Raw genomic sequence first — 19,879 nt, 5'->3', positions numbered from 1 at the left:
CAGCTCAGCGGGTATGAGTCCGCGCGTCGGCAGCAGAGCCCGGCGTACGGACAGGAGCAGCGCATGAAGATCGTGGTCATCGGCGGCACCGGCCTGATCGGCTCGAAGGTGGTGGCGAGGCTCGCCCAGGAGGGGCACGAGGCGGTGGCGGCGTCGCCGAGGACCGGCGTCAACGCCCTGACGGGCGAGGGGCTGGACCGGGCGCTGGCCGGCGCGCGGACGGTGGTGGACGTCTCCAACTCGCCGTCGTTCGAACCGGCGGCGGTCATGGAGTTCTTCGAGACCTCCACCCGCAACCTGCTCGCGGCCGAGGCGGAGGCGGGCGTGGGCCACCACGTCGCGCTGTCGGTGGTGGGGACCGAGCGGATGCCGGAGAACGGCTACTTCGCGGCGAAGATCGTCCAGGAGCGGCTGATCAAGGAGTCGGGGATCCCGTTCTCGCTGGTGCACGCCACGCAGTTCTTCGAGTTCGCTCGGTCCATCGCCGACGAGGCGACGGTGGACGGCGAGGTGCACATCGCGCCGGTGCGTTTCCAGCCGATCGCGGCCGACGACGTGGCCGACGCGGTCGCCCGCGCCGCCCTGGGCCCGCCGCTGAACGGCCGGGCCGAGGTGGGCGGGCCGGACCAGTACCGGATGGACGAGTTCTTCCGTGAGGCGCTGGCCGCCTGGGGCGACCCGCGCGAGGTGGTCGCCGACGAGCGGGCCCGCTACTTCGGCAGCGTGCCGGGCGAGCGGACGCTGGTGCCGGGCGACGGGGCGCGCCTCGGCCAGGTCCACTACCGCGACTGGCTGGCCCGCGACCCCGCCCGCTGACCGGCCCGCCCGCCCTGAGCCCTTGGGATGATGGGAGGGTGAGCGTACGGGACGAGACCGGTTCCCTGGCAGCGCGGCTGGAGTCGCTGCGCGGCCCGCTGACCGGCTACTGCTACCGCCTGCTGGGCGCGTCGGGCGAGGTCGACGACGCAGTGCAGGAGACCATGCTGCGGGCGTTCCGCGCGATCGGCGGCTACGACCCCGAGCGGGCCGCCCTGTCCACGTGGGTGCACAGGATCGCCACGAACGTCTGCCTCGACATGCTGCGCGGCGCGCGGCGGCGGGCGCTGCCGTGGGACATGGGGCCGGCCTCGACCGGCGGCGACCTCGGCGTTCCCCTGCCTCCTGACCGGTGGGTGGAGCCGCCGGCCGGGCTCGGGCCTGCGGGGGCGGACGATCCCGCGCACCTCGCGCTGCGGCACGAGACGCTGCGCCTGGCCTTCGTCGCCGCGCTGCAGTGGCTGCCGCCGCGCCAGCGGGCCGTGCTGGTGCTGCGGGACGTCCTCCAGTTCAGCGCGGCGGAGACGGCGGAGGTCGTGGAGACGTCGGTGGCGGCGGTCAACAGCGCGTTGCAGCGCGCGCGGGCGACGCTGGAGCGGCGCCGGCCGCGCCCTGCCGACCCGCCGGAGCCGGCCGACGCGGCCCAGCGCGACCTGCTGCTCCGCTACGTGCGGGCCTTCGAGGCGCACGACGTGCGCGGGCTGGTGGACGTGCTGGCCGACGACGCCCGGTCGGGGATGCCGCCGTTCGCGTGGTGGCTGGACGGGCCGGCGAGCATCGCGGCGGTGCTGTCGGCCGCGGCCGACGCCTGCGCCGGGGACCGGCTCGTCCTGGGCGGGCCCGCCGGCGGATGCTGGACGCTCGGCCAGTACCGGCCGGACGGCGGCGGGACGCTCAGGCCGTTCGCGCTGCTGGCGCTGGAGCTGCGCGGCGGGCGGATCGGCGACATCGTCACCTACCTCGGGTACGGCGACCGTTTCGCCGCGTTCGGCCTGCCCGTGTCGCTGACGGACCGATGAGTCCGGTGGCCGCCGGTCGTAGAAGTGGCGACACGTCCGACACGACCGGAAGGCCATATCGATGTCATCGACCGACGCCGAGCTGACGCGGCACGTCCACGCCGAGCGCGAACGCCTGGCGGAGCTGCTCGCCGGGCTCCCCGAGGAGGGCTGGGCAGCTTCGTCGCTCTGCGCGGGCTGGCGGGTGCGCGAGGTCGTCGCGCACATCACCGCCGCGTTCCGCACCAGCATGCCCCGTTTCGTGGCGGGGCTGGTCGCGGCCCGCTTCTCCTTCGACCGCTACGCCGACCGCGCCGCCCGCGGCGACACCGCCCGCCTGTCCGACCCCGACCTGCTGGCGTGCCTGCGCGCCAACATCACCCACCCGTGGCGGCCTCCCGGCGGCGGGACCGCCGGGGCGCTGTCCCACGACATCATCCACGGCCTCGACATCACCGAGCCGCTGGGCCTGCCCGCGCCGCCCGTCGAGCGGATCGCCCTCGTGCTCGCCGGTACGAACCCCCGCAGCCTGGCCTACTTCGGCGTCGACCTCACCGGCGTGCAGTTGCGCGCCACCGACGCCGACGTGCGGATAGGCGCAGGCGAGCCGGTCGAGCTGCCGGCCAAGGACGTCCTGCTGACCATCACCGGCCGCCGTCCCCTGCCGTCCGTCACAACGTGACCGCCGCGGCCGTCCTGGCCTCGGCCAGGGCGGTCCGCTCCGCCTCCACCAGCCGCAGGCACGCGGCCGTCTCCTCCTCCACCCGCCGCTCGTCCCAGCCGAGCAGCCCGGCCATCAGCCGGGCGATCCTCGGGGCCGCCCGCTCGGCCAGCTCGCTCGACTCGATGAGCATCCGGGTGCGCCGGGCGAGAACGTCCTCCGCGTGCAGCGCGCCCTCGTGCGTGACGGCGTAGACGACCTCGGCCCGCAGCCAGGGACCCGGCTCGATCAGCGGCTCGGCGAGCGAGCGGTCGCGCGCGACGAGGGCGAGCACCTCCAGGGCGAGCGTGCCGTAGCGGCGGACGAGGTGGCGCACGGTCTCGGGTTCGAGGTCGTGGTCCTCGGCCAGCCGCCCGGCGGCCGGCTCCAGCGCGGGCAGCCCGTCCGCGCCGACCAGCGGCAGCCGGTCGGTGACCGAGGCGGGCACGTCGTAGCCGTCGAGCGCGGCGTCGATCACGTCCCTCGCCATGATCCGGTACGTCGTGTACTTGCCCCCGGCGATCGCCGCGAGGCCGGGCACCGGCACGTCCACCGCGTGCTCGCGCGACAGCTTCGCCGTGGAGGCGTTCCTGTCGGCGGACACGAGCGGGCGCAGCCCGACGTAGAGTCCGACCACGTCGTCCCTGGTCAGGGGCCTGGCCAGCACCTCGTTGGCGTGCTGAAGGATGTAGTCGACGTCCTCGCCGGTGGCGGCGGGCTCGGCGCGCTCGCCGTCCCAGTCGGTGTCGGTGGTGCCGACGATCCAGCGGCGGCCGGTCCACGGGATGATGAACAGCACGCTCTTCTCCGTACGGATGATCAGGCCGGTGTGCGAGTCGATGGCCTCGCCGGGCACCAGGACGTGCACGCCCTTCGACATCCTGACCCGGAAGGCGGGCTCGGCGCCGCCCGGCAGGCTCGTCACGGGGCCGGTCCACACGCCCGCGCACACCACGACGGCGTCGGCCGGGACGTCGAACTCCGCGCCCGTCTCCTCGTCGCGGACGCGGGCGCCGACGACGCGCTCCCCGAACTCGTCCCGGTTCAGCGCCACCACCGAGGCGCGGGTGGCGACGGCGGCGCCGTGCGCGGCGGCGGTGCGGGCCAGGGCGAGGGTGAAGCGGGCGTCGTCCACCTGCGCGTCGTAGTAGATGACGCCGCCGCTCAGCGCGTCGGCGCGCAGGCCGGGCACCAGGCGGCGGGCCGCCTTCGGCGACAGGTTGCGGTGCCGGGGCATCGGGCGGCGCACGCCCTCCAGGGCGTCGTACAGCGTCAGGCCGGCCGCCACGTACGGCTGCTCGATCATCCGGTTGCGCACCGGGTAGAGGAACGTGACCGGCCGCACCAGGTGCGGGGCCAGTCGCGAGACCAGCAGGTCTCGCTCCTTCAGCGCCTCGCGCACGAGCTTGAAATCGAACTGCTCCAGGTAGCGCAGCCCGCCGTGGATCAGCTTGCTGGACCGGCTCGACGTGCCGGCCGCGAGGTCGCGGCTCTCCACGAGGGCGACCCGCAGCCCGCGCGAGGCCGCGTCCAGGGCCGCGCCCGCCCCCGTCACCCCGCCGCCGACCACCAGGACGTCGAAGGTCTGCGCCCGGAGCCGGTCAAGGCACTCCTGGCGGTCACGCGCGTCGAGCGCCCCGGTGATTCCCATCGCCATATCCTTACTTTCCGTAACTGATCACATTCGCACTGTATGCCTTCCCTGGGACGGGGAAGGCTCACCTCAGGCGGAAAGGGAGCCCGGGAAAGGGGGCGGGGTGGCGCTGCGCAGCAGAGGATTGGCGGGCGAGCTGATCGCCGAGTTCGCCGGGACGATGGTGCTCATCGTGTTCGGCGTGGGCGTCGTCGCGCAGGTCGTCGCGGCCGGGCTCGGCAATCACGACAGCATCGCCTGGTCCTGGGGCATCGGCGTCGCGCTCGGCGTCTACGTCGCCGGCCGCACCACGGGCGCGCACCTCAACCCGGCGGTGACGCTGGGGTTCGCCGTCTTCCGCGGGTTCGAGTGGCACAAGGTGATGCCGTACGCGCTGGCGCAGACCGCGGGCGCCTTCGTCGGCGCGCTGCTGATCCGCTGGAACTACACGGAGGTGCTCACCGCCGTCGATCCCGGGCACACGCTCAAGACGCAGCTGGTGTTCTCGACGCTGCCGGGCAACGGCACGCTGCCGGTCGGCCAGTGGGGCGCGCTGCGCGACCAGATCATCGGCACCGCCATGCTGCTCTTCGTCATCTTCGCGCTGTCCGACACCCGCAACATGGCGCCCGGCGCGAACATGGGGCCGTTCGTCATCGGCCTGCTCATCGTCGGCATCGGCATGGCGCTCGGCGCCGACGCCGGCTACGCGATCAACCCGGCCCGCGACTTCGGGCCGCGCCTGGCGAGCTTCCTCACCGGCTACCGCGGCGCCTGGCGCGACCAGTACGGCGACCTCTACTTCTGGGTGCCCATCGTCGGCCCGCTGATCGGCGGGGTGCTCGGAGCGGGCCTCTACCAGGCGCTCATCGCCCGCCACCTCCCCCGCGACGAGGACCGCGACACCGTCAAGCCGTCCGACTGAGGGAGTAGTACGACATGCCTGACTTCGTGGGTGCCGTGGACCAGGGCACGACGAGCACCCGCTTCATGATCTTCGATCGGGAGGGCGCCGAGGTCGCCAAGTTCCAGTTCGAGCACGAGCAGATCATGCCGAGGGCGGGCTGGGTGGAGCACAACCCGATCGAGATCTGGACCAGGACCGCCGCCGTCATCCAGACCACCCTCCAGCGCTCCGGGCTGCAGGACAGCGACCTCGCGGCGCTGGGCCTCACCAACCAGCGCGAGACCACCGTCGTGTGGAACCGGCGCACCGGGCGGCCCTACTACAACGCGATCGTCTGGCAGGACACCCGCACCGACGCGATCGCCGCCGCCCTGGAGCGGGACGGCAGGGGCCAGGTCATCCGCGACCGTACGGGACTGCGGCCGGAGGCGTACTTCTCGGGCGGCAAGATCCAGTGGATCCTGGAGAACGTCGCGGGCGTGCGCGAGGCGGCCGAGCGCGGCGAGGCCGCCTTCGGCACCACCGACACCTGGACGCTGTGGAACCTCACGGGCGGGCGCAAGGGCGGCGTGCACATCACCGACGTGACCAACGCCAGCCGCACCATGCTGATGGACCTCGGCACGCTCGACTGGGACGACGAGCTGCTGTCGTTCTTCGGGGTGCCGCGCGCGATGCTGCCGGAGATCCGCCCGTCGTCCGACCCCGCCGCCTACGGCACCACCTACCGCTACGGCCCGCTCGGCGGCGAGGTGCCGATCACCGCGATCCTCGGCGACCAGCAGGCCGCCACCGTCGGCCAGGTCTGCTTCTCGCCCGGCGAGGCCAAGAACACCTACGGCACCGGCAACTTCCTGCTGCTCAACACCGGCACCGACCGGGTGCGCTCGGACAGCGGCCTGCTCACCACCGTCGCCTACAAGTTCGGCGACCAGCCGGCCGTCTTCGCGCTGGAGGGCTCCATCGCGGTCACCGGCTCGGCCGTGCAGTGGCTGCGCGACCAGCTGCGGATCATCACCTCGGCGGCGCAGAGCGAGACGCTGGCGCGGCAGGTGTCCGACAACGGCGGCGTGTACTTCGTCCCGGCCTTCTCGGGGCTGTTCGCGCCCTACTGGCGGGCCGACGCGCGGGGCGCGATCGTCGGGCTGTCGCGCTACAACACCGCCGCCCATCTCGCGCGGGCCACGCTGGAGGCCATCTGCTACCAGAGCCGCGACGTGGTGGAGGCCATGCAGCGCGACTCCGGGGTGGTGCTGGACGTGCTCAAGGTGGACGGCGGGGTGACCGCGAACGACCTCTGCATGCAGCTCCAGTCCGACATCCTGGGGGTGCCGGTGAGCCGGCCGAGGGTGGCCGAGACGACCGCTCTCGGGGCGGCGTACGCGGCCGGGCTGGCGGTGGGCTACTGGCGCGACCAGGACGAGCTGCGCTCCCACTGGGCCGAGGACCGCCGGTGGGAGCCCACGTGGAGCCCGGAGGAGCGCGAGCGCGGGTACGCCGGCTGGAAGAAGGCCGTCACCAAGTCCTTCGACTGGCTGTGACGGGCGGCCGGGTCCGGGCGGCGAGGGTGATCCGGCCCAGCTCGTCGAGCGGGAACACCTCGGGGCCCGCGACGTCGAGGGTGCCCCGCAGGGGCGTGCCCACGACGACGCCGGCCACCACCCGGGCGACGTCGTCCCCGGCCACCGGCTGCAGGAGGGTGGCGGGCAGGCGGACGGTGCTCTCGTCGGACGTCCAGGACAGCACGGTGGCGACGAACTCGAAGAACTGCGTGGACCGCACGATCGAGTAGGGCACCGGCCCGGCCTTGAGCAGGTCCTCCTGCAGCACCTTCGCGCGGTAGTAGGCGAGGCCGGGCACCTGGTCGGCGCCCACGATGGACAGGATGACCGCGTGGCCGACCCCGGCGGAGGAGGCGGCGGCCAGCAGGTGGCCCATGGTGGCGCGGAAGAAGCCGGGCGAGGAGTCGTCGAAGGCCGGCGGCTTGGTCAGGTCGACGACGACGTCCGCGCCCGCCAGCGCCTCCGGCAGGCCCCGCCCGGTGACCAGGTCCACGCCGGTGGAGCGCGAGCGCGGCACCGCCTCGTGGCCGGCCGTGGTCAGCAGCCCGACCAGGCGGGATCCGATGAGACCGGACCCGCCGACGACGACGATCCTCATGCGCGGCAGCCCTCCTGGTCGCCCCTGCGGCACTGCGTCCACCTTAGACGGGCAGGCCGGCGACTCCTTGACAGACACCCTCGACAGGCGTTCACCATGATCTCAACAAGGCGGACGTATGACCGGGCAGCGTCACATCCCCCGACGAAGGAGTCCCTGTGACAGCCACGAAATCCTCAGTCGCCATCCTCCTCGCGTTATGCCTGGCCCTCACGCCGGCCGCCCCCGCCGGGGCCGCGGTCAGCGGGCCACCCGTCGTCAACGCCCCGGTGTTCAACGACCCGACCGCGGACTCGGGCGTCGCCCACAGCCCGAGCGCCCGCCAGTCGGCCGTCATGGACCAGCTCATCAGGCTCATCAAGTCGGTGCCCGCGGGCGGCGAGATCCGCTTCGCCATGCACCAGTTCGTCCCCGGCGACCGGTCGAGCGAGGTCGCCGCGGAGCTGGCCGCCGCGCACACGAGAGGCGTCGGCGTGCGGGTCATACTCGACAGCCAGGACGACGGCCGCAACGACGCCGTGTTCGCCCAGCTCAGCGCCGCCCTCGGCACCACCGAGACGGCCCGCTCGTGGGCCGTGCGCTGCGAGTACCCGGACGAGAGCGCCGACCGGGGCTGCATCGCCAGGAACTACCTGCACGCCAAGTTCGCCACCTTCTCCAGCGTGGTGGCCGGGAGCGTCACGTACCCGAAGGTCGTCTTCCAGACCTCGTCGAACCTGTCGGACTGGTACCTGTACAACTCCTACAACGACGCCTTCACGGTCAGCGACGCCGTCACCTACGACGGCTACGTCACCTACTTCGAGGACCTGCGCGCCAGGCGCATGCGGCCCGTCGACCCGGACTACTTCTGGACGACCCCGACCGGCTCGGCGTACAAGGCCCACTTCTTCCCCCGCAGCTCCTCCAGCGGCGACCCGATCGCCAACGTGCTGAAGCTGGTCAAGTGCGGCTACAAGGACGCCGGGGGCGTCAACCGCCAGACCGACATCCGCCTGGCGCTGACCGCCTTCAACGGCAACCGCAAGGCGATCGTGGACGAGCTGCTGCGGCTGCGCGGCGAGAACTGCTGGATCGACGTCGTCTACTACGACGGCACCGGCGTCAGCTCCTACATCCGCGACCGGCTGGCCGAGCGGGCGTCGAACGGCAAGTACCTCCAGGTCACGCCGTGCCGCTTCACGGTGGCCGGCCGTTCCGTGGTCACACACAACAAGATCATGATGATCGACGGGCACTACGACGACGACCTCACGCCGCGCGTCTACACCGGCAGCGCGAACTTCACGACGCTGGAGAACGCCGACGACTCCATGCTGCGCATCGCCGGCCGCGACGTGCACGACCAGTACCTGTCGTGGTTCTACGGCCTGCGCCGCGCCTGCGGCGGGCCCTGACCCCGTCCCGCTCACCTGCCGGGGGCACCGGGGTGGTCGCGTGGGATGATGGCGGCGTCATGTCGATCCCCGCACCAGCCGCCGCCGGTTCCGCCGGCAGGACCGCCGCCGGGCCCGCAGGCTTCGCGCTGCGCGTGCTGCGGGCCGCCGTCTTCGCGGCGGTCTCGCTGCTGCTCGGCCTGGTGGCCCACCTGCTGGCGGGCGGTCCGGTGGCGGCGGGCTGGCTGCTGCCGGCCTGGGGCGTCGCGTTCGGGCCCGCGTACGTGCTGGCGGGGCGGGAGCGGACGCTGCCGGTCATCGTCGCCACGCTGGCGGGCGCGCAGGTCGCGCTGCACCTGCTGTTCTCCTCGGCGCACGCCGTGGAGGCGGCGGTCGCCGGGCGAGCCGCCCACGCCGGCCACGCCGCCGCGGCCGGGCTGGCGCCGGACGCCGGCATGCTGGTCATGCACGCCTGGGCGGTCCTGCTGACCGCGACCTGGCTGGCCCGCGGCGAGGCGGCCCTCTGGGCGGTGCTGCGCCGGCTGGCCGTACGGATGTTCGTCGCGGTCGTCGCCGTCGTCGTCCCGGCCGCCCGCCCGCTGATCGCCGCGCCGGTCCGGGAGCCGGTGGTCCTGCGGTCGGTCCTGCTCGGGCATGAGATGGGCCGGCGCGGCCCGCCCTTCGGCCGCGCCGTTCCCGCGTCCGCCGCCTGACCCGCTCCGCGGAGCGCGTCCGGCCGGCCTGTTCTCCTGTCACGCCCCTGGTCCAGGGGTGTCCTCGGCGTGCGCGTCCTCTGCCGCCGCCGCCGGGCTCCCAGCAGTTGTCGTCGCTCCGGCCTGAGCCGGATGAAGGGCTTCGTCATGTTCTCGCGTATCACCGTCGCCGGCCTCGCCGTCGTCGTGCTCACCGCCTGCGGCGGCTCGCCGCAGCAGGCCCCGCCGGCCGTCCAGGCCGCCGCCACCACTCCCCCGGCCGCGCAGGCCGGTCCCGCGCTCTCCGTCACCGACCCCTGGGTCAAGACCGCGAAGAACGGCATGAGCGCCGCCTTCGGCACCCTGGTCAACACCTCCGGCTCCGACGTGGTCGTGGTGTCGGCAACCACGCCGCTGTCGCCGAAGGTCGAGCTGCACGAGGTGGTGGAGTCGGCGGGCAAGGCCGTCATGCGGCCCAAGGACGGCGGTTTCGTGGTCCCCGCGCACGGCAGCCACGAGCTCAAGCCGGGCGGCGACCACATCATGCTCATGGGCCTCGCCCAGGAGGTACGGCCGGGCGACGAGGTCCGCTTCACCCTCACGCTGAAGGACGGCGGCACGCTCACCTTCACCGCCCTCGGCAAGGACTTCGCCGGGGCCAAGGAGGACTACCGGCCTGGCATGGACATGGGCACCCACGAGGGCCCCGACAAGGGCCCCGACAAGGGCTCCGACAAGGGCACGGGCGGCGAGCATGGGTGAGCGGCCGGCCGCCGGAGGGGGCGGCCACCGGCTGACCCGGCGCGGCCTGCTGAGCGGCGGCGCGCTGGCCGCCGCCGCCACGGTGACCGGCGGCGCCGTCGTGACCAGCGGCGCCGAGGCGAGCCGCGGCGCCACGGCGGCGAACGGTGGAGCGCCGGAGGTCGTGCCCTTCCATGGGCCGCACCAGGCCGGGGTGGCCACGCCGCCGCAGGCCCACGCCGTCTTCGTGGCCTTCGACCTGCGCAAGGGCGTCGGCAGGGAGGCGCTGGCGCGGATGATGCGGCTGCTGACCGACGACGCCCGCCGCCTCACCCAGGGGCGGCCCGCGCTGGCCGACACCGAGCCGGAGCTGGCGGAGCTGCCCGCCCGGCTGAGCGTGACGTTCGGTTTCGGTCCCGGGCTCTTCGACGCCGCCGGCGTGGCCGAGCACCGGCCGGAGTCCGTGGCGGCGCTGCCCGCGTTCACGATCGACAGGTTGCGGCGGGAGTGGAGCGGCGGGGACCTGCTGGCGCAGATCTGCGCCGACGACCCGCTCACCGTCACCCACGCCCTGCGCATGATCGTCAAGGACGCCCGCGCGTTCGCCAGGGTCCGGTGGACCCAGCGCGGGTTCCGGCGCGCCGCGCACAGCCAGCCCGGCGGCACGACCCAGCGCAACGTGATGGGGCAACTGGACGGCACCGTCAACCCGGTCCCCGGCACGCCGGACTTCGACCGGGCGGTGTGGATCGAGGAAGGCCGCATGAGCGGCGGCACCACCCTGGTCCTGCGGCGCATCCGGGCCGAGATGGAGACCTGGGACGCCGCCGACACCACGGCCAAGGAGTTCACCGTGGGCCGCCGCCTGGCCGACGGAGCGCCCCTGACGGGCGGGCGCGAGCACGACGAGCCGGACTTCGGCAAGCTCACCCCCGTCGGCTTCCCGGTCATCTCCGAGTACGCCCACATCCGCCGCGCCCGCGTCCCCGACCCGGGCCTGCGCATGCTGCGCCGGGTCTACAACTACGACGAGGGCGTGGGCGCCGACGGGACCGCCGACTGCGGGCTGCTGTTCGCCGCCTACCAGGCCGACATCGCCCGCCAGTTCATCCCGGTCCAGCGGCGGCTGGCCGAGGCCGACCTGCTCAACGAGTGGACCACGCCGATCGGCTCGGCCGTCTTCGCCGTCCCGCCGGGCTGCGGCCCGGACGGCTGGATCGGCCAGACGCTGCTGGGCTGAGCCTCGGCGAGGGCGCCGGCGGCGGAAGGTGACGAGCATCACCGCCGCCGGAGCCCTCCGCCCTGTCACGGAACCGGGCCCCTCGCCGTCATGTGTGCAGGCAAGGTTAAGGGGGCCTCAGATGCGTTCCTCGGTGGCCGGGCGCCGCTCGTTCCGATTCTCGCACTGGTCGTTCATGTTCGCGGAGATCGCCGTCTGGTCGTTCGCCGTCCTGCTGGTGACCGGGGCGGTGCTCATGGTGTTCTACGACCCCGGCATGGCCCGGGTGACCTACGAAGGATCGTACGGACCGCTGCGCGGCCTCCCCGTCAGCCGGGCCTTCGACTCGGCCATGCACCTCAGTCTGGAGGTGCGCGGCGGCCTGCTCGTCCGGCAGACGCACCACTGGGCGACGCTCGTGTTCGTGGCCGCCGTCGCGCTGCACCTGCTGCGCATGTTCCTCACCGGCGCGTTCCGCCGGCCGCGTACCCGGCAGTGGCTGATCTGGGTGGCGCTGCTGGGGCTGGCGATGGCCGCGGGCGAGACGGGCAACGCCCTGCCGGACGACAACCTGTCGGGCGGCAGCCTCTGGCTGATCCTGTCGGTGGTGCAGTCGATCCCCGTGGTGGGCTCGTGGATCCGTTCGCTGCTGTTCGGGCCGGAGTTCCCCGGCGACCAGATCATTCCGGTCATGTACGGCCTGCACCTGGTGATCCCCGTCGTCGTGGCCGCGCTGCTGGTCGTCCGCGAGCTGCTGGTGCGCCGGCACGGCCACTCCCGGTTCGTCGCCTCGCTGCCGGCGCGGCGCGGCGCCCGTCCGCTGATGGCGGCCGCGACGGCCGGCATGCTGATCATCCTCGGGTTCGGCTTCCAGATCGCCCCCGTCTGGCTGTACGGCCCCGCGAAGCCGTCGCAGATCTCGGCGGGCTCGGTCCCCGACTGGTACATGGGGTTCCTCGACGGCGCCCTGCGGATCATGCCCGGCTGGGAGCTGACCGTCGGGGGCAACACGCTCAGCCTCGCGGTCCTCGTGCCGACGCTGGTGGTCCCCGGGCTGTTCTTCACCGCCCTCGCCGCCTACCCCGCGGCCGAGCGCCTGCTGGCCGCGCGCCGCGGCAGGCCGCTCAGCCGGGACGCGCTCGACCGGCCGCGGGAGACGCCGGTGAAGACGGGCCTCGCGGTCGCCGGCGTCACGTTCTACGGCCTGCTGTGGGCGGCCGCCGCCAACGACCAGTTCGCCCACCAGTTCCACCTCACCGTGAACGCCGTGACCGTCTTCTTCAGGTACGCCGTGCTCATCGGGCCCGTCGTCGCCTTCGCCGTCACCCGGTGGATCTGCCTCGCCCTCCGTCAGGCGGAGCGCGAGGCGGCCGAGCACGGCGTGGAGACCGGCATCATCGTGCGCTCCCCCGACGGCGGGTTCCACGAGCGGCTCGCCCCGCCGGACGCCGCTGACGGCCGTCGTCACCTGGCGGCGAAGACCGAGCATCCTGTGCCCCGCTGATCAGTTCGTGAGTCCGGCCGCGGCAAGCGAGTGAATAGGCGATCGCAAGGTGCCAAATAAGGGCAGATGGCTATGCTTATCCCGGAAATGCCACAAATGCCGAAAACAGGCATTTATGTGGACAGGGCGGGTGTCATTCCTGTGGAGAGCGAATGAAGAGCGTCAGAAGAATGCTGCAGATGGTGGCGGCCGGCGGAGCGCTGGCGGCGGGCATGACGGTTCTGCCGGCCACGGCCGCGCACGCCGCCAACAATTGCGACGCCATTTACACCACCTTCACCTACGAGGTGTTCTGCTACAGCTCGAACTATGACGAGTTCCGGGCGCAGGTCCGGTGCTACCGGATCGGCCGAGACTCCTACACCACCAGGTACGGAGACTGGACCAGGGTCGGCACGAAGAGGTCCGTGGCCAAGTGCACGACCAGCGAGGAGCCGGCGTCCGGCAGCTACACGTTCCGCAACGTCTAGCGAGGACCCTGTCGCCGGCGCGGTGGCCGTCCGCCATGGCGGACGGCCACCGTCCTGTGCCGCGGGCCGGGAGACAGGTCGGAGGCAGATCGGGGGCCCTCCTACCGGCGCGGTCGCGGAAACGGGTACGCCGCGCGGCCGGTCCCGGGTTCCTCGTCGGCGAGGCGGCCCGCGGCGTAGCCGCGCAACAACTCGTGCATGCCGTAGCGGCCGGGGCGGTGCTCGGCGATCAGATGAGCCGCGCACAGCTCGTCAAGGGGGCCTCGCGCCTCGCCCGGCGTCACGCCGAGCAGGGCGGCGGCCGTGGCCGGCGTGAAGTCCTGGCCTGACACCAGGCTCAGCAGCCGGAACAGCCGCCGCGCGGCGGGCCCGAGGGCCCGGTACGAGAGGCCGAACGCGGAGCTGAGCGCGCCGTCCAGGCCGCCCTGCCCGTCGCTCTGCCCGTCGAGGACGGCGAGCGCGTCGCCGTCCGCCAGTTCCGCCGCGTAGCCGGCGGCCGTCAGATGGCGGTCGCAGGACAGCCGGGCCGCCGCGATCCGCAGCGCCAGCGGCAGGTACGCGCACCGCCGGGCGAGCCTGGCGGCGCCGGCCTCGTCCATCCGCTCGCCGAGCGCGGCGCGGAGCAGTTCGCCGGCCTCGGCCTCGGTGAGCGGGCCGAGGTGGAGCGGCCGGGCGCCTTCGTGCGCCACGAGCCCGCGAAGCTGGTTCCGGCTGGTGACGAGGACGGCGCAGGGGCCGGAGCCGGGCAGCAGGGGCCGCACCTGCTCGGCGCTACGGGCGTCGTCGAGCACGAGAAGGGCGCGCCGCCGGGCGAGCCGCGACCGGAACAGGGCGGCGGCCTCCTCCACCTCCTGCGGCACGGCGGCGTCGGCGCCGTCCAGGGACCGGAGGAGCCGGCGCAGGACGTCGAGCGGCTCCGCCGGCGCCCTGGCCGCGTCGAATCCGTGCAGGTCGACGAAGAACTGCCCGTCGGGGAACCGGTCACGGTGGCGGTGCGCCCAGTGCACCGCCAGCGCGGTCTTGCCGACCCCGGCCGTGCCGGCGACCAGCACCATGGCCGGCCGATCGGAGGCGTCGGCCAGCACGGCGAGCCGGTCGAGCTCACGGCGACGACCGGCGAACCCCTGCACGTCGAACGGAAGCTGGGCCGGCGTGGTCGCGGCGGAGGACACCGGGACTCCCCCGGCCCTGGATCCGGCGTCGAGCGCCAGGTCGCCGTTGAGTATGGCGGTCTCCAGCGTCGAGAGCTCCGGGCCGGGATCGAGCCCCTGCTCCTCCGCGAGCAGGGCCCGCGTCCGCCTGGCCGTCTCCAGCGCGTCGAGGTGCAGCCCCGCCCGATACTGGGCGAGCATCAGCCGGCAGGCCACGCGTTCCCGCGTCGGATGCTCCTCCAGGAGCCTCCGCAGTCCCGGGATGAGCCTGTCGTGACACCCGAGCGCGAGTTCCGCGTCGCACAGCAGCTCCTGCGCGATCAGACGCTGTTCGAGCAGCCGCCGCCGCACGGGCTCGGCGAACGCCGCCGTGACGTCCGTCAGCGCCTGGCCGCGCCACAGCCCGAGCGCCGCGCGCAGGTGACGGGCCGCCTCCTCGTGCCGGCCCTGCCCCGCGGCGGCGCGCCCGGCCTCGACCTGGCGGTCGAACAGGTCGGCGTCCAGCTGATCGTCCGCCAGGGCCAGGCGGTATCCGCCGGGCCGGGTGACGATGACGTCGTCCAGCCCGTGGTCGCGCAGTGCCCGCCGCAGCCGGGACACCGCCACGTGGATCTGGGACCTCGCGGTGGCGGGTTCGGCGCCGCCCCAGATCGCCTCCGCCAGTTGCGCCGGGGTCACCACCCGGTTCGCCTGCAACAACAGGTACGCCAGCAGGGCCCGATGCCTGGGCTGCGCGACCGACACGGGCCCGCCGTCCGCCACCGCCTCCACCGGCCCGAGAATGCCGAACCTCAACCGCCGCACCCCTCCTCGGGGACGCCCGGCGGTCCGGGGCCGGGCCGATCGCCGCGGCCCCGGACCGTTTCACGCCGCCGCCGCCCGTCCAGGCGCGGCGACGCGGGCAGGGACAACGCCTACGAGCACTCCTCGATCTTGGCGGGGGCCATGTAGATTCTGCTCACCTTCTTGGCCCCGAGATAGATGTCCCGGTAGTCGCAGAAATAGTCACTTCCGCCATTCGAGTAGTACACGTAGCCGGAATATCCGCCCGGCTTGATCCGGTACCCGTAGGTGCTCTGGGAGTGGCTGCCCGTGCAGTTGTACCACTTCGACACCACCGTGCCGCCGGAGCCGGAGTTGTAGTAGTCGTACTGGAGCCTCGAATCAGGGCTGCAGACGGCCGCCGTCTGCGAGGCCGAGGCCGCCGTGGAGGTCACGGCGACGCCGATCGACAAGGCCGCCCCCATGGCCGCCGCTCCCGCGATCAGTTTGTGTGAGAAGCGCATCGGAATTCCTTTCGACAGTCAATCAAGAAGGGACACGGACGCTGCGGAACACGCCCGTCGTGCTCCGGCCCGGCTGGACGACCAGGGAGAGCCCGGTACAACCGCTCCCCGAGTACGCGGTGACGGCCGTGTCGGTGTCGTTCGTGACGCCGGAGTACGGCGTCACGGAGCTGTAGCAGCCCGGACCGGGGTTGATCACCACGCGGCCGGTCTCTCCCTGCAGGACGAGGCGGCCGGTCGCCGCCGTGGCGGGCGCGGCGGCGACCGCCAGCGCGCCGGCGGTCAGGAGCACCGCCGCGGACAGTTTTCTGATCACCGTGCTCCTCCTTTCTCTTCGTGTCCGCCACGCCGTGGCAACGGCGAGGAGCGGACGGTGTGAGGGAGTCGCCGCGCGTTCAGGTCCACGCGTCGAGAACGTGGGCATGGCGACGTGACCGTTCTAGACGGGCCGGAAGTTGTCCAGCAACGCCCGCCGCGATGGACAAACATCGCGGCGTCCTGGACAACCCGGCGTCGCAGGTGAGGCGGTGCGCGAGCCGTCAGTCCGCGAGGTCGGCGAGCTGGTCGTCCACCTGGCGGAGCAGCGCCGGGACCGGTTCGCAGACGTCGCAGCGCCGCAGGCGCACGGTGCCGTCGCCGTGGGCCGTGGCCAGCAGCCGGCCGTCGCGGCTGAACTCGACGGCTTCGACGGTCGCGGCGAACCCGCCGATGACGATGGGCGGATCGGCCGTGTCGCTCCGCCAGATCCGCACGGTGCCGTCCTTGCCCGCGCCGGCGACCCAGCGCCCGTCCGGGCTGAAGGCGACGTACCACACCATGTTCGGGCTGCCGCGCAGCACCAGGGGCTCGCCCCGGCCGGTGGTGGGCCAGATCCGCACGGTGCCGTCGGTGCCGGCGCCGGCCACCCGGCGGCCGTCGGGGCTGAAGGCGACGGCCCACACGAGACCTTCGTGGCCGCGCAGGACCAGCGGGGCCGCGGCGCCGGTGGCGTCCCAGATCCTGACGGTGCCGTCCTGCCCGGCGGTGGCCACCTGCCGCCCGTCGGGGCTGAACACGGCGAACCTGATCTGCCGCGTGTCGGCCCTGAACAGCAGGGGCGGCCGTCCCGGGTCCGCCGTGTCCCAGATCCGGAGCGTGCCGTCCGCGCCCGCGGTGGCCACCCGCCGCCCGTCGGGGCTGAACGAGGCGCTCCACACGACCCCGTCGTGCCCGCGCAGGACCAGCGGATCGTCCGCGCGATCGACTTCCCAGATCCGGAGCGTGCCGTCCCTGCTCGCGCCCGCGACCCGCCGCCCGTCGAGGCTCACCGCGAGCCCCATCACCTCGTCGGTGTGGCCGCGCAGCGCCCGGTACGCGCCGGTCGCCGGCTCCCAGATCCGCAGGGTCCCGTCCACGCCGCCGGTGACCACGCGCCCGTCGGGGGAGAAACCCAGGCCCAGCACCGCACCGTCGTGACCGCGCAGCACCACCGGGTCGCCCGTCCCCCTCGGGTCCCAGACCCGTACGGTGCCGTCCTCGCCCGCCGTGGCGAGCCGGCGCCCGTCGGCGCTGAACGACGCCCCCCACACCACCCGCTGATGGCCGCGCAGCACGAGAGGGTCTCCCTCACCGTCCGGGGACCAGACGCGGACCGTGGAGTCGTCGCTGGTGGTCGCCAGCCAGTGCCCGTCGCGGCTGAACGCCAGGCCCTCGGCCGTGCCCTCGTGCCGGAACATGAGCGGCGCGTTCTCCCGCTGGTCGAGCCGCCACACGCGCGCGGCGCCGTCCGTGCCGGCGCTCGCCAGGAGGCGTCCGTCGGGGCTGAAGGCCACGCTCTTCACGACGCTCCCGTGGCCGCGCAGCACGAGCGGTTCGTCCGGGCCCGCCAGGTCCCAGATCCGTACGGCGCCGTCCTCGCCGCCGGCGGCCAGGCGGCGCCCGTCGGGGCTGAACGCGACCCCGACGGCCGCGCTCTCGGGCCCGCGCAGGACCCGTGGCCCGCCGCCGCCCGTGAGGCGCCAGATCCGTACGGTGCCGTCGTCGCCCGCGCCGGCCACGGCACGGCCGTCGGGGCTGAAGGCCACGGTCCACACCCCGCCCGTGTGCCCGGTCAGCGTCACCGCCGACCCGGGGTGTTCCAGGTCCCACACCCTGACCGTGCCGTCCATGCCGGCGGTCGCCAGTTTGCGGCCGTCAGGGCTGAACGCCGGGCTCCACACCTCGCCCTGGTGCCCGCGCAACACGACAGGGGCCTCGGGCGACACGCCCCCGCCGGACCAGGACCACACCCGGACCAGGCCGTCCGCGCTGGTGGCGGCCAGGCGGGCGTCGTCGGGGCTGAAGGCCACGCCCAGCGCGCGCCCCAGACCGGGAAGCGTGCCGAGCAGGTGGTCGTCGGCGATTCCCTGCCGGAGCACCCCCTCGGCCTCGGCGGTCGGCCACAGCGCGTACGCCTGCCCGGCGAGCCGCAGCGCCTGCTTCGGGTCGAGGTGCAGCTGGTTGCGCGCCTCGGCCGCGATCTGCCGGGAGAGCGCGATGTCCCTCTGCTCCGTGGCCTCGCCGGCCTGGCCGAGGGCGAGGCCGGCGAGCAGGGTCATCGCCACCACGGCCGCCGTGAGCCCGGTCAGCGCCAGCCGTACGCGCCGCCGGCCCGCCCTGCGCGCGGCCTCCTCGCGCCGCCCGCTCGCCGCCAGGAACTCCCGCTCCAGCGAGTTCAGCCGGCGGGTCCTGTCCCCCTCCCACACCGCCAGCCGACTGCCCCGGAAGAGGAAGGCGTCGTCGCGGCCGTGCTCCTCCCACTCCGCGACGGCCTCGGTCAGCCGCCGGTGCGCCCGCAGCGCCTCGCGGTCCTCCTCCAGCCAGGAACGCAGCCGCGGCCAGCCGCGGATGAGCGCCTCGTGCGCGATGGTCACGCGGCTCTCGTCGGCGATCACCAGCCGCGCCGCGATGGCCCGGTCCAGCACGGCCGCGACGGCGTCGCCGTCCGGTCCGCGCCGCCGGCCGGGAAGCTTCCCGGCCCCGTCGAGAAGCTCGTCGCGGGGCGCGCGCCGCCGGGTGTCCTCCGTGCCGTCCCCGGGGACGGTCAGCCGCAGGAACATCTGCCGGGCGATCTCGCGTCCCCGCGCGTCCAGCTCGCCGTACACGTGCTCGGCGGTCTGCGCGATCGCCCCGCGCACCCCGCCCGCGGCGAGGTAGGCGGCCACGGTCAGCGCCGGGCCGGTGCGCCGCCTCCACGTCTCCAGCAGCGCGTGGGAGACGAGGGAGAGCGCGCCCGGCTGCCCCTGCGCCTCGTTCACGACCAGCTCGACCAGTTCGGCCTCGACCGCCAGGCCCGCCCGCTCGGCGGGCCCCGTCACGACCCGCCGCAGGTCCTCCTCCTCCATCGGGCCGACGATGAGCTGGTTGTCCTGCAGCACCGACGCCAGGCCGGGCAGCTCGGCGCATCGCGCGTAGAAGTCGGCCCGCATGCCGGCGACGACGTGCGTGCCCGGCTCCCGCGCCAGCGCGAGCAGCGCCGCGACGAACGCCGCCCGCTCGCCCTCGTCGCGGCAGAGGGTGAACACCTCCTCGAACTGGTCCACGACGACCACCAGCCGCGCCCCGGCAGTCAACCAGGCGGCGTGCGGCGGTCCGTCCTTCCCGAGGTCGGCGGCGAGCGCCCGCAGCGGGTGCTCGCCCGGGACCATGACGACGGCGGGCCACTCCCCGCCGCCGGCGATGATCCCCTGGCGCAGGGCGGGCAGGAGACCGGCGCGGAGCAGGGAGGACTTCCCGCTTCCCGACGTGCCCATGACGGCGAGGAAGGGCGTCCCCGGCAGTCTGCCGCACAGCTCACGCACCAGCCGCTCACGCCCGAAGTACCACCTCGCGTCCTCCGGCTGGAACGCCACCAGCCCCCGGTAGGGCGCGGCCTCCTCGGCCGAGGGCGGGACGTCGCCCTCCAGTTCCCGCATCAGCAGGTGCCAGCGTGCCTCCCACTCCGCCCGGTCGCCGCCGCAGGCGGCCGCGTACCCCAGGGTGACGGGCAGGGTCGGCGCCACCCGCCCGCCCGCCGCCTCGGAAAGCGCCGTTACCGAGAAACGCGCGCGTTTGGCCAGCTCCCGATAACTCGGCTTACCGGCCTCGTCCCTTAATCGCCGAAGCTCGGCGGCGAACCGGTGCAAGGGATTGTTCTCCGGATCGAGCGCACGCTCTGGCCGCCCCAATGACTTTCACTTCCCCCGAAAAAAGCTGATGACCTCATCCCC

The 19,879-nt window shown here is 73.8% G+C and carries 17 protein-coding genes; 11 read left to right on the top strand and 6 right to left on the bottom strand.

All coding sequences use genetic code 11. From position 1 onward, the window contains the following. Positions 1-63 precede the first annotated feature (63 nt). The 3 genes from Nocox_RS16790 to Nocox_RS16780 all read left to right on the top strand — a co-directional run bounded on the left by Nocox_RS16790 (position 64) and on the right by Nocox_RS16780 (position 2,496). Positions 64-816 (top strand): SDR family oxidoreductase, encoded by a 753-nt coding sequence (locus tag Nocox_RS16790; protein WP_020547831.1) that lies wholly within the window; start codon positions 64-66, stop codon positions 814-816. Between the two features lie 38 nt (positions 817-854). Further along, positions 855-1,835, top strand: a complete 981-nt coding sequence (locus tag Nocox_RS16785; RefSeq protein ID WP_020547832.1) for an RNA polymerase subunit sigma-70 — start codon at positions 855-857, stop codon at positions 1,833-1,835. A 61-nt stretch (positions 1,836-1,896) separates the two neighbouring features. Beyond that, entirely contained in the window at positions 1,897-2,496 is a 600-nt protein-coding gene (locus tag Nocox_RS16780) for a maleylpyruvate isomerase family mycothiol-dependent enzyme (RefSeq protein WP_020547833.1), read from the top strand. On the opposite strand, the gene Nocox_RS16775 is transcribed toward Nocox_RS16780, so the two are convergent. Next, positions 2,486-4,165: a glycerol-3-phosphate dehydrogenase/oxidase gene (locus Nocox_RS16775; RefSeq protein ID WP_020547834.1), complete on the bottom strand. Its 1,680-nt coding sequence runs from the start codon at positions 4,163-4,165 to the stop codon at positions 2,486-2,488. The genes Nocox_RS16780 and Nocox_RS16775 overlap by 11 nt on opposite strands. A 106-nt stretch (positions 4,166-4,271) precedes the next feature. Here Nocox_RS16775 and Nocox_RS16770 point away from each other — a divergent pair, with 106 nt between their 5' ends. Next, positions 4,272-5,072: an MIP/aquaporin family protein gene (locus tag Nocox_RS16770; protein WP_026215292.1), complete on the top strand. Its 801-nt coding sequence runs from the start codon at positions 4,272-4,274 to the stop codon at positions 5,070-5,072. A gap of 14 nt (positions 5,073-5,086) precedes the next feature. Beyond that, positions 5,087-6,595, top strand: a complete 1,509-nt coding sequence (gene glpK / locus Nocox_RS16765) for a glycerol kinase GlpK (protein ID WP_020547836.1) — start codon at positions 5,087-5,089, stop codon at positions 6,593-6,595. Here glpK and Nocox_RS16760 read toward each other — a convergent pair. Beyond that, positions 6,570-7,214, bottom strand: coding sequence for an SDR family oxidoreductase (locus tag Nocox_RS16760; RefSeq protein WP_020547837.1), 645 nt, complete (start codon positions 7,212-7,214; stop codon positions 6,570-6,572). The genes glpK and Nocox_RS16760 overlap by 26 nt on opposite strands. Before the next feature lie 158 nt (positions 7,215-7,372). Here Nocox_RS16760 and Nocox_RS16755 point away from each other — a divergent pair, with 158 nt between their 5' ends. The 6 genes from Nocox_RS16755 to Nocox_RS16730 all read left to right on the top strand — a co-directional run bounded on the left by Nocox_RS16755 (position 7,373) and on the right by Nocox_RS16730 (position 13,216). Continuing rightward, complete coding sequence (locus tag Nocox_RS16755) at positions 7,373-8,611, top strand: phospholipase D-like domain-containing protein (protein WP_020547838.1); 1,239 nt, start codon at positions 7,373-7,375, stop codon at positions 8,609-8,611. 59 nt (positions 8,612-8,670) lie between these two features. Continuing rightward, positions 8,671-9,303, top strand: a complete 633-nt coding sequence (locus tag Nocox_RS16750) for a hypothetical protein (protein WP_020547839.1) — start codon at positions 8,671-8,673, stop codon at positions 9,301-9,303. 147 nt (positions 9,304-9,450) lie between these two features. Further along, a complete protein-coding gene (locus Nocox_RS16745) occupies positions 9,451-10,044 on the top strand; it encodes a copper chaperone PCu(A)C (protein ID WP_211212869.1) in 594 nt (197 codons plus the stop codon). After that, positions 10,037-11,263 (top strand): Dyp-type peroxidase, encoded by a 1,227-nt coding sequence (locus tag Nocox_RS16740; protein ID WP_020547841.1) that lies wholly within the window; start codon positions 10,037-10,039, stop codon positions 11,261-11,263. The genes Nocox_RS16745 and Nocox_RS16740 overlap by 8 nt, the downstream gene beginning before the upstream one ends. A gap of 121 nt (positions 11,264-11,384) precedes the next feature. Beyond that, positions 11,385-12,746, top strand: a complete 1,362-nt coding sequence (locus tag Nocox_RS16735) for a cytochrome b (protein ID WP_020547842.1) — start codon at positions 11,385-11,387, stop codon at positions 12,744-12,746. A gap of 152 nt (positions 12,747-12,898) precedes the next feature. Continuing rightward, positions 12,899-13,216, top strand: a complete 318-nt coding sequence (locus tag Nocox_RS16730) for a hypothetical protein (RefSeq protein ID WP_157383534.1) — start codon at positions 12,899-12,901, stop codon at positions 13,214-13,216. A 101-nt stretch (positions 13,217-13,317) separates the two neighbouring features. Here the strand turns inward: Nocox_RS16730 and Nocox_RS16725 are convergent, their stop codons facing one another. The 4 genes from Nocox_RS16725 to Nocox_RS16710 form a co-directional block, all read right to left on the bottom strand. Beyond that, positions 13,318-15,162 carry an AfsR/SARP family transcriptional regulator gene (locus Nocox_RS16725; RefSeq protein ID WP_020547844.1) on the bottom strand — a complete coding sequence of 615 codons (1,845 nt, stop codon included), beginning with the start codon at positions 15,160-15,162 and terminating at the stop codon, positions 13,318-13,320. A 119-nt stretch (positions 15,163-15,281) separates the two neighbouring features. Continuing rightward, entirely contained in the window at positions 15,282-15,653 is a 372-nt protein-coding gene (locus Nocox_RS16720; protein WP_020547845.1) for a hypothetical protein, read from the bottom strand. 22 nt (positions 15,654-15,675) lie between these two features. Next, a complete protein-coding gene (locus tag Nocox_RS16715; RefSeq protein WP_020547846.1) occupies positions 15,676-15,969 on the bottom strand; it encodes a hypothetical protein in 294 nt (97 codons plus the stop codon). A gap of 223 nt (positions 15,970-16,192) precedes the next feature. Then, positions 16,193-19,795 carry an nSTAND1 domain-containing NTPase gene (locus Nocox_RS16710; protein ID WP_157383535.1) on the bottom strand — a complete coding sequence of 1,201 codons (3,603 nt, stop codon included), beginning with the start codon at positions 19,793-19,795 and terminating at the stop codon, positions 16,193-16,195. Positions 19,796-19,879 lie beyond the last annotated feature (84 nt).

The sequence above is a fragment of the Nonomuraea coxensis DSM 45129 genome (genome assembly GCF_019397265.1).
Taxonomy (GTDB): domain Bacteria; phylum Actinomycetota; class Actinomycetes; order Streptosporangiales; family Streptosporangiaceae; genus Nonomuraea; species Nonomuraea coxensis.
The sequence above is the reverse complement of the archived record's forward strand: the minus strand, read 5'-3'. Positions and strand labels throughout refer to the sequence as shown.

Coding starts and splice junctions, on each gene's coding strand:
- Nocox_RS16790 (WP_020547831.1), top strand. CDS start 64: ATGAAGATCGTGGTCATCGGCGGCACCGGCCTGATCGGCTCGAAGGTG.
- Nocox_RS16780 (WP_020547833.1), top strand. CDS start 1,897: ATGTCATCGACCGACGCCGAGCTGACGCGGCACGTCCACGCCGAGCGC.
- Nocox_RS16775 (WP_020547834.1), bottom strand. CDS start 4,165: ATGGGAATCACCGGGGCGCTCGACGCGCGTGACCGCCAGGAGTGCCTT.
- glpK (WP_020547836.1), top strand. CDS start 5,087: ATGCCTGACTTCGTGGGTGCCGTGGACCAGGGCACGACGAGCACCCGC.
- Nocox_RS16760 (WP_020547837.1), bottom strand. CDS start 7,214: ATGAGGATCGTCGTCGTCGGCGGGTCCGGTCTCATCGGATCCCGCCTG.
- Nocox_RS16750 (WP_020547839.1), top strand. CDS start 8,671: ATGTCGATCCCCGCACCAGCCGCCGCCGGTTCCGCCGGCAGGACCGCC.
- Nocox_RS16745 (WP_211212869.1), top strand. CDS start 9,451: ATGTTCTCGCGTATCACCGTCGCCGGCCTCGCCGTCGTCGTGCTCACC.
- Nocox_RS16740 (WP_020547841.1), top strand. CDS start 10,037: ATGGGTGAGCGGCCGGCCGCCGGAGGGGGCGGCCACCGGCTGACCCGG.
- Nocox_RS16735 (WP_020547842.1), top strand. CDS start 11,385: ATGCGTTCCTCGGTGGCCGGGCGCCGCTCGTTCCGATTCTCGCACTGG.
- Nocox_RS16730 (WP_157383534.1), top strand. CDS start 12,899: ATGAAGAGCGTCAGAAGAATGCTGCAGATGGTGGCGGCCGGCGGAGCG.
- Nocox_RS16720 (WP_020547845.1), bottom strand. CDS start 15,653: ATGCGCTTCTCACACAAACTGATCGCGGGAGCGGCGGCCATGGGGGCG.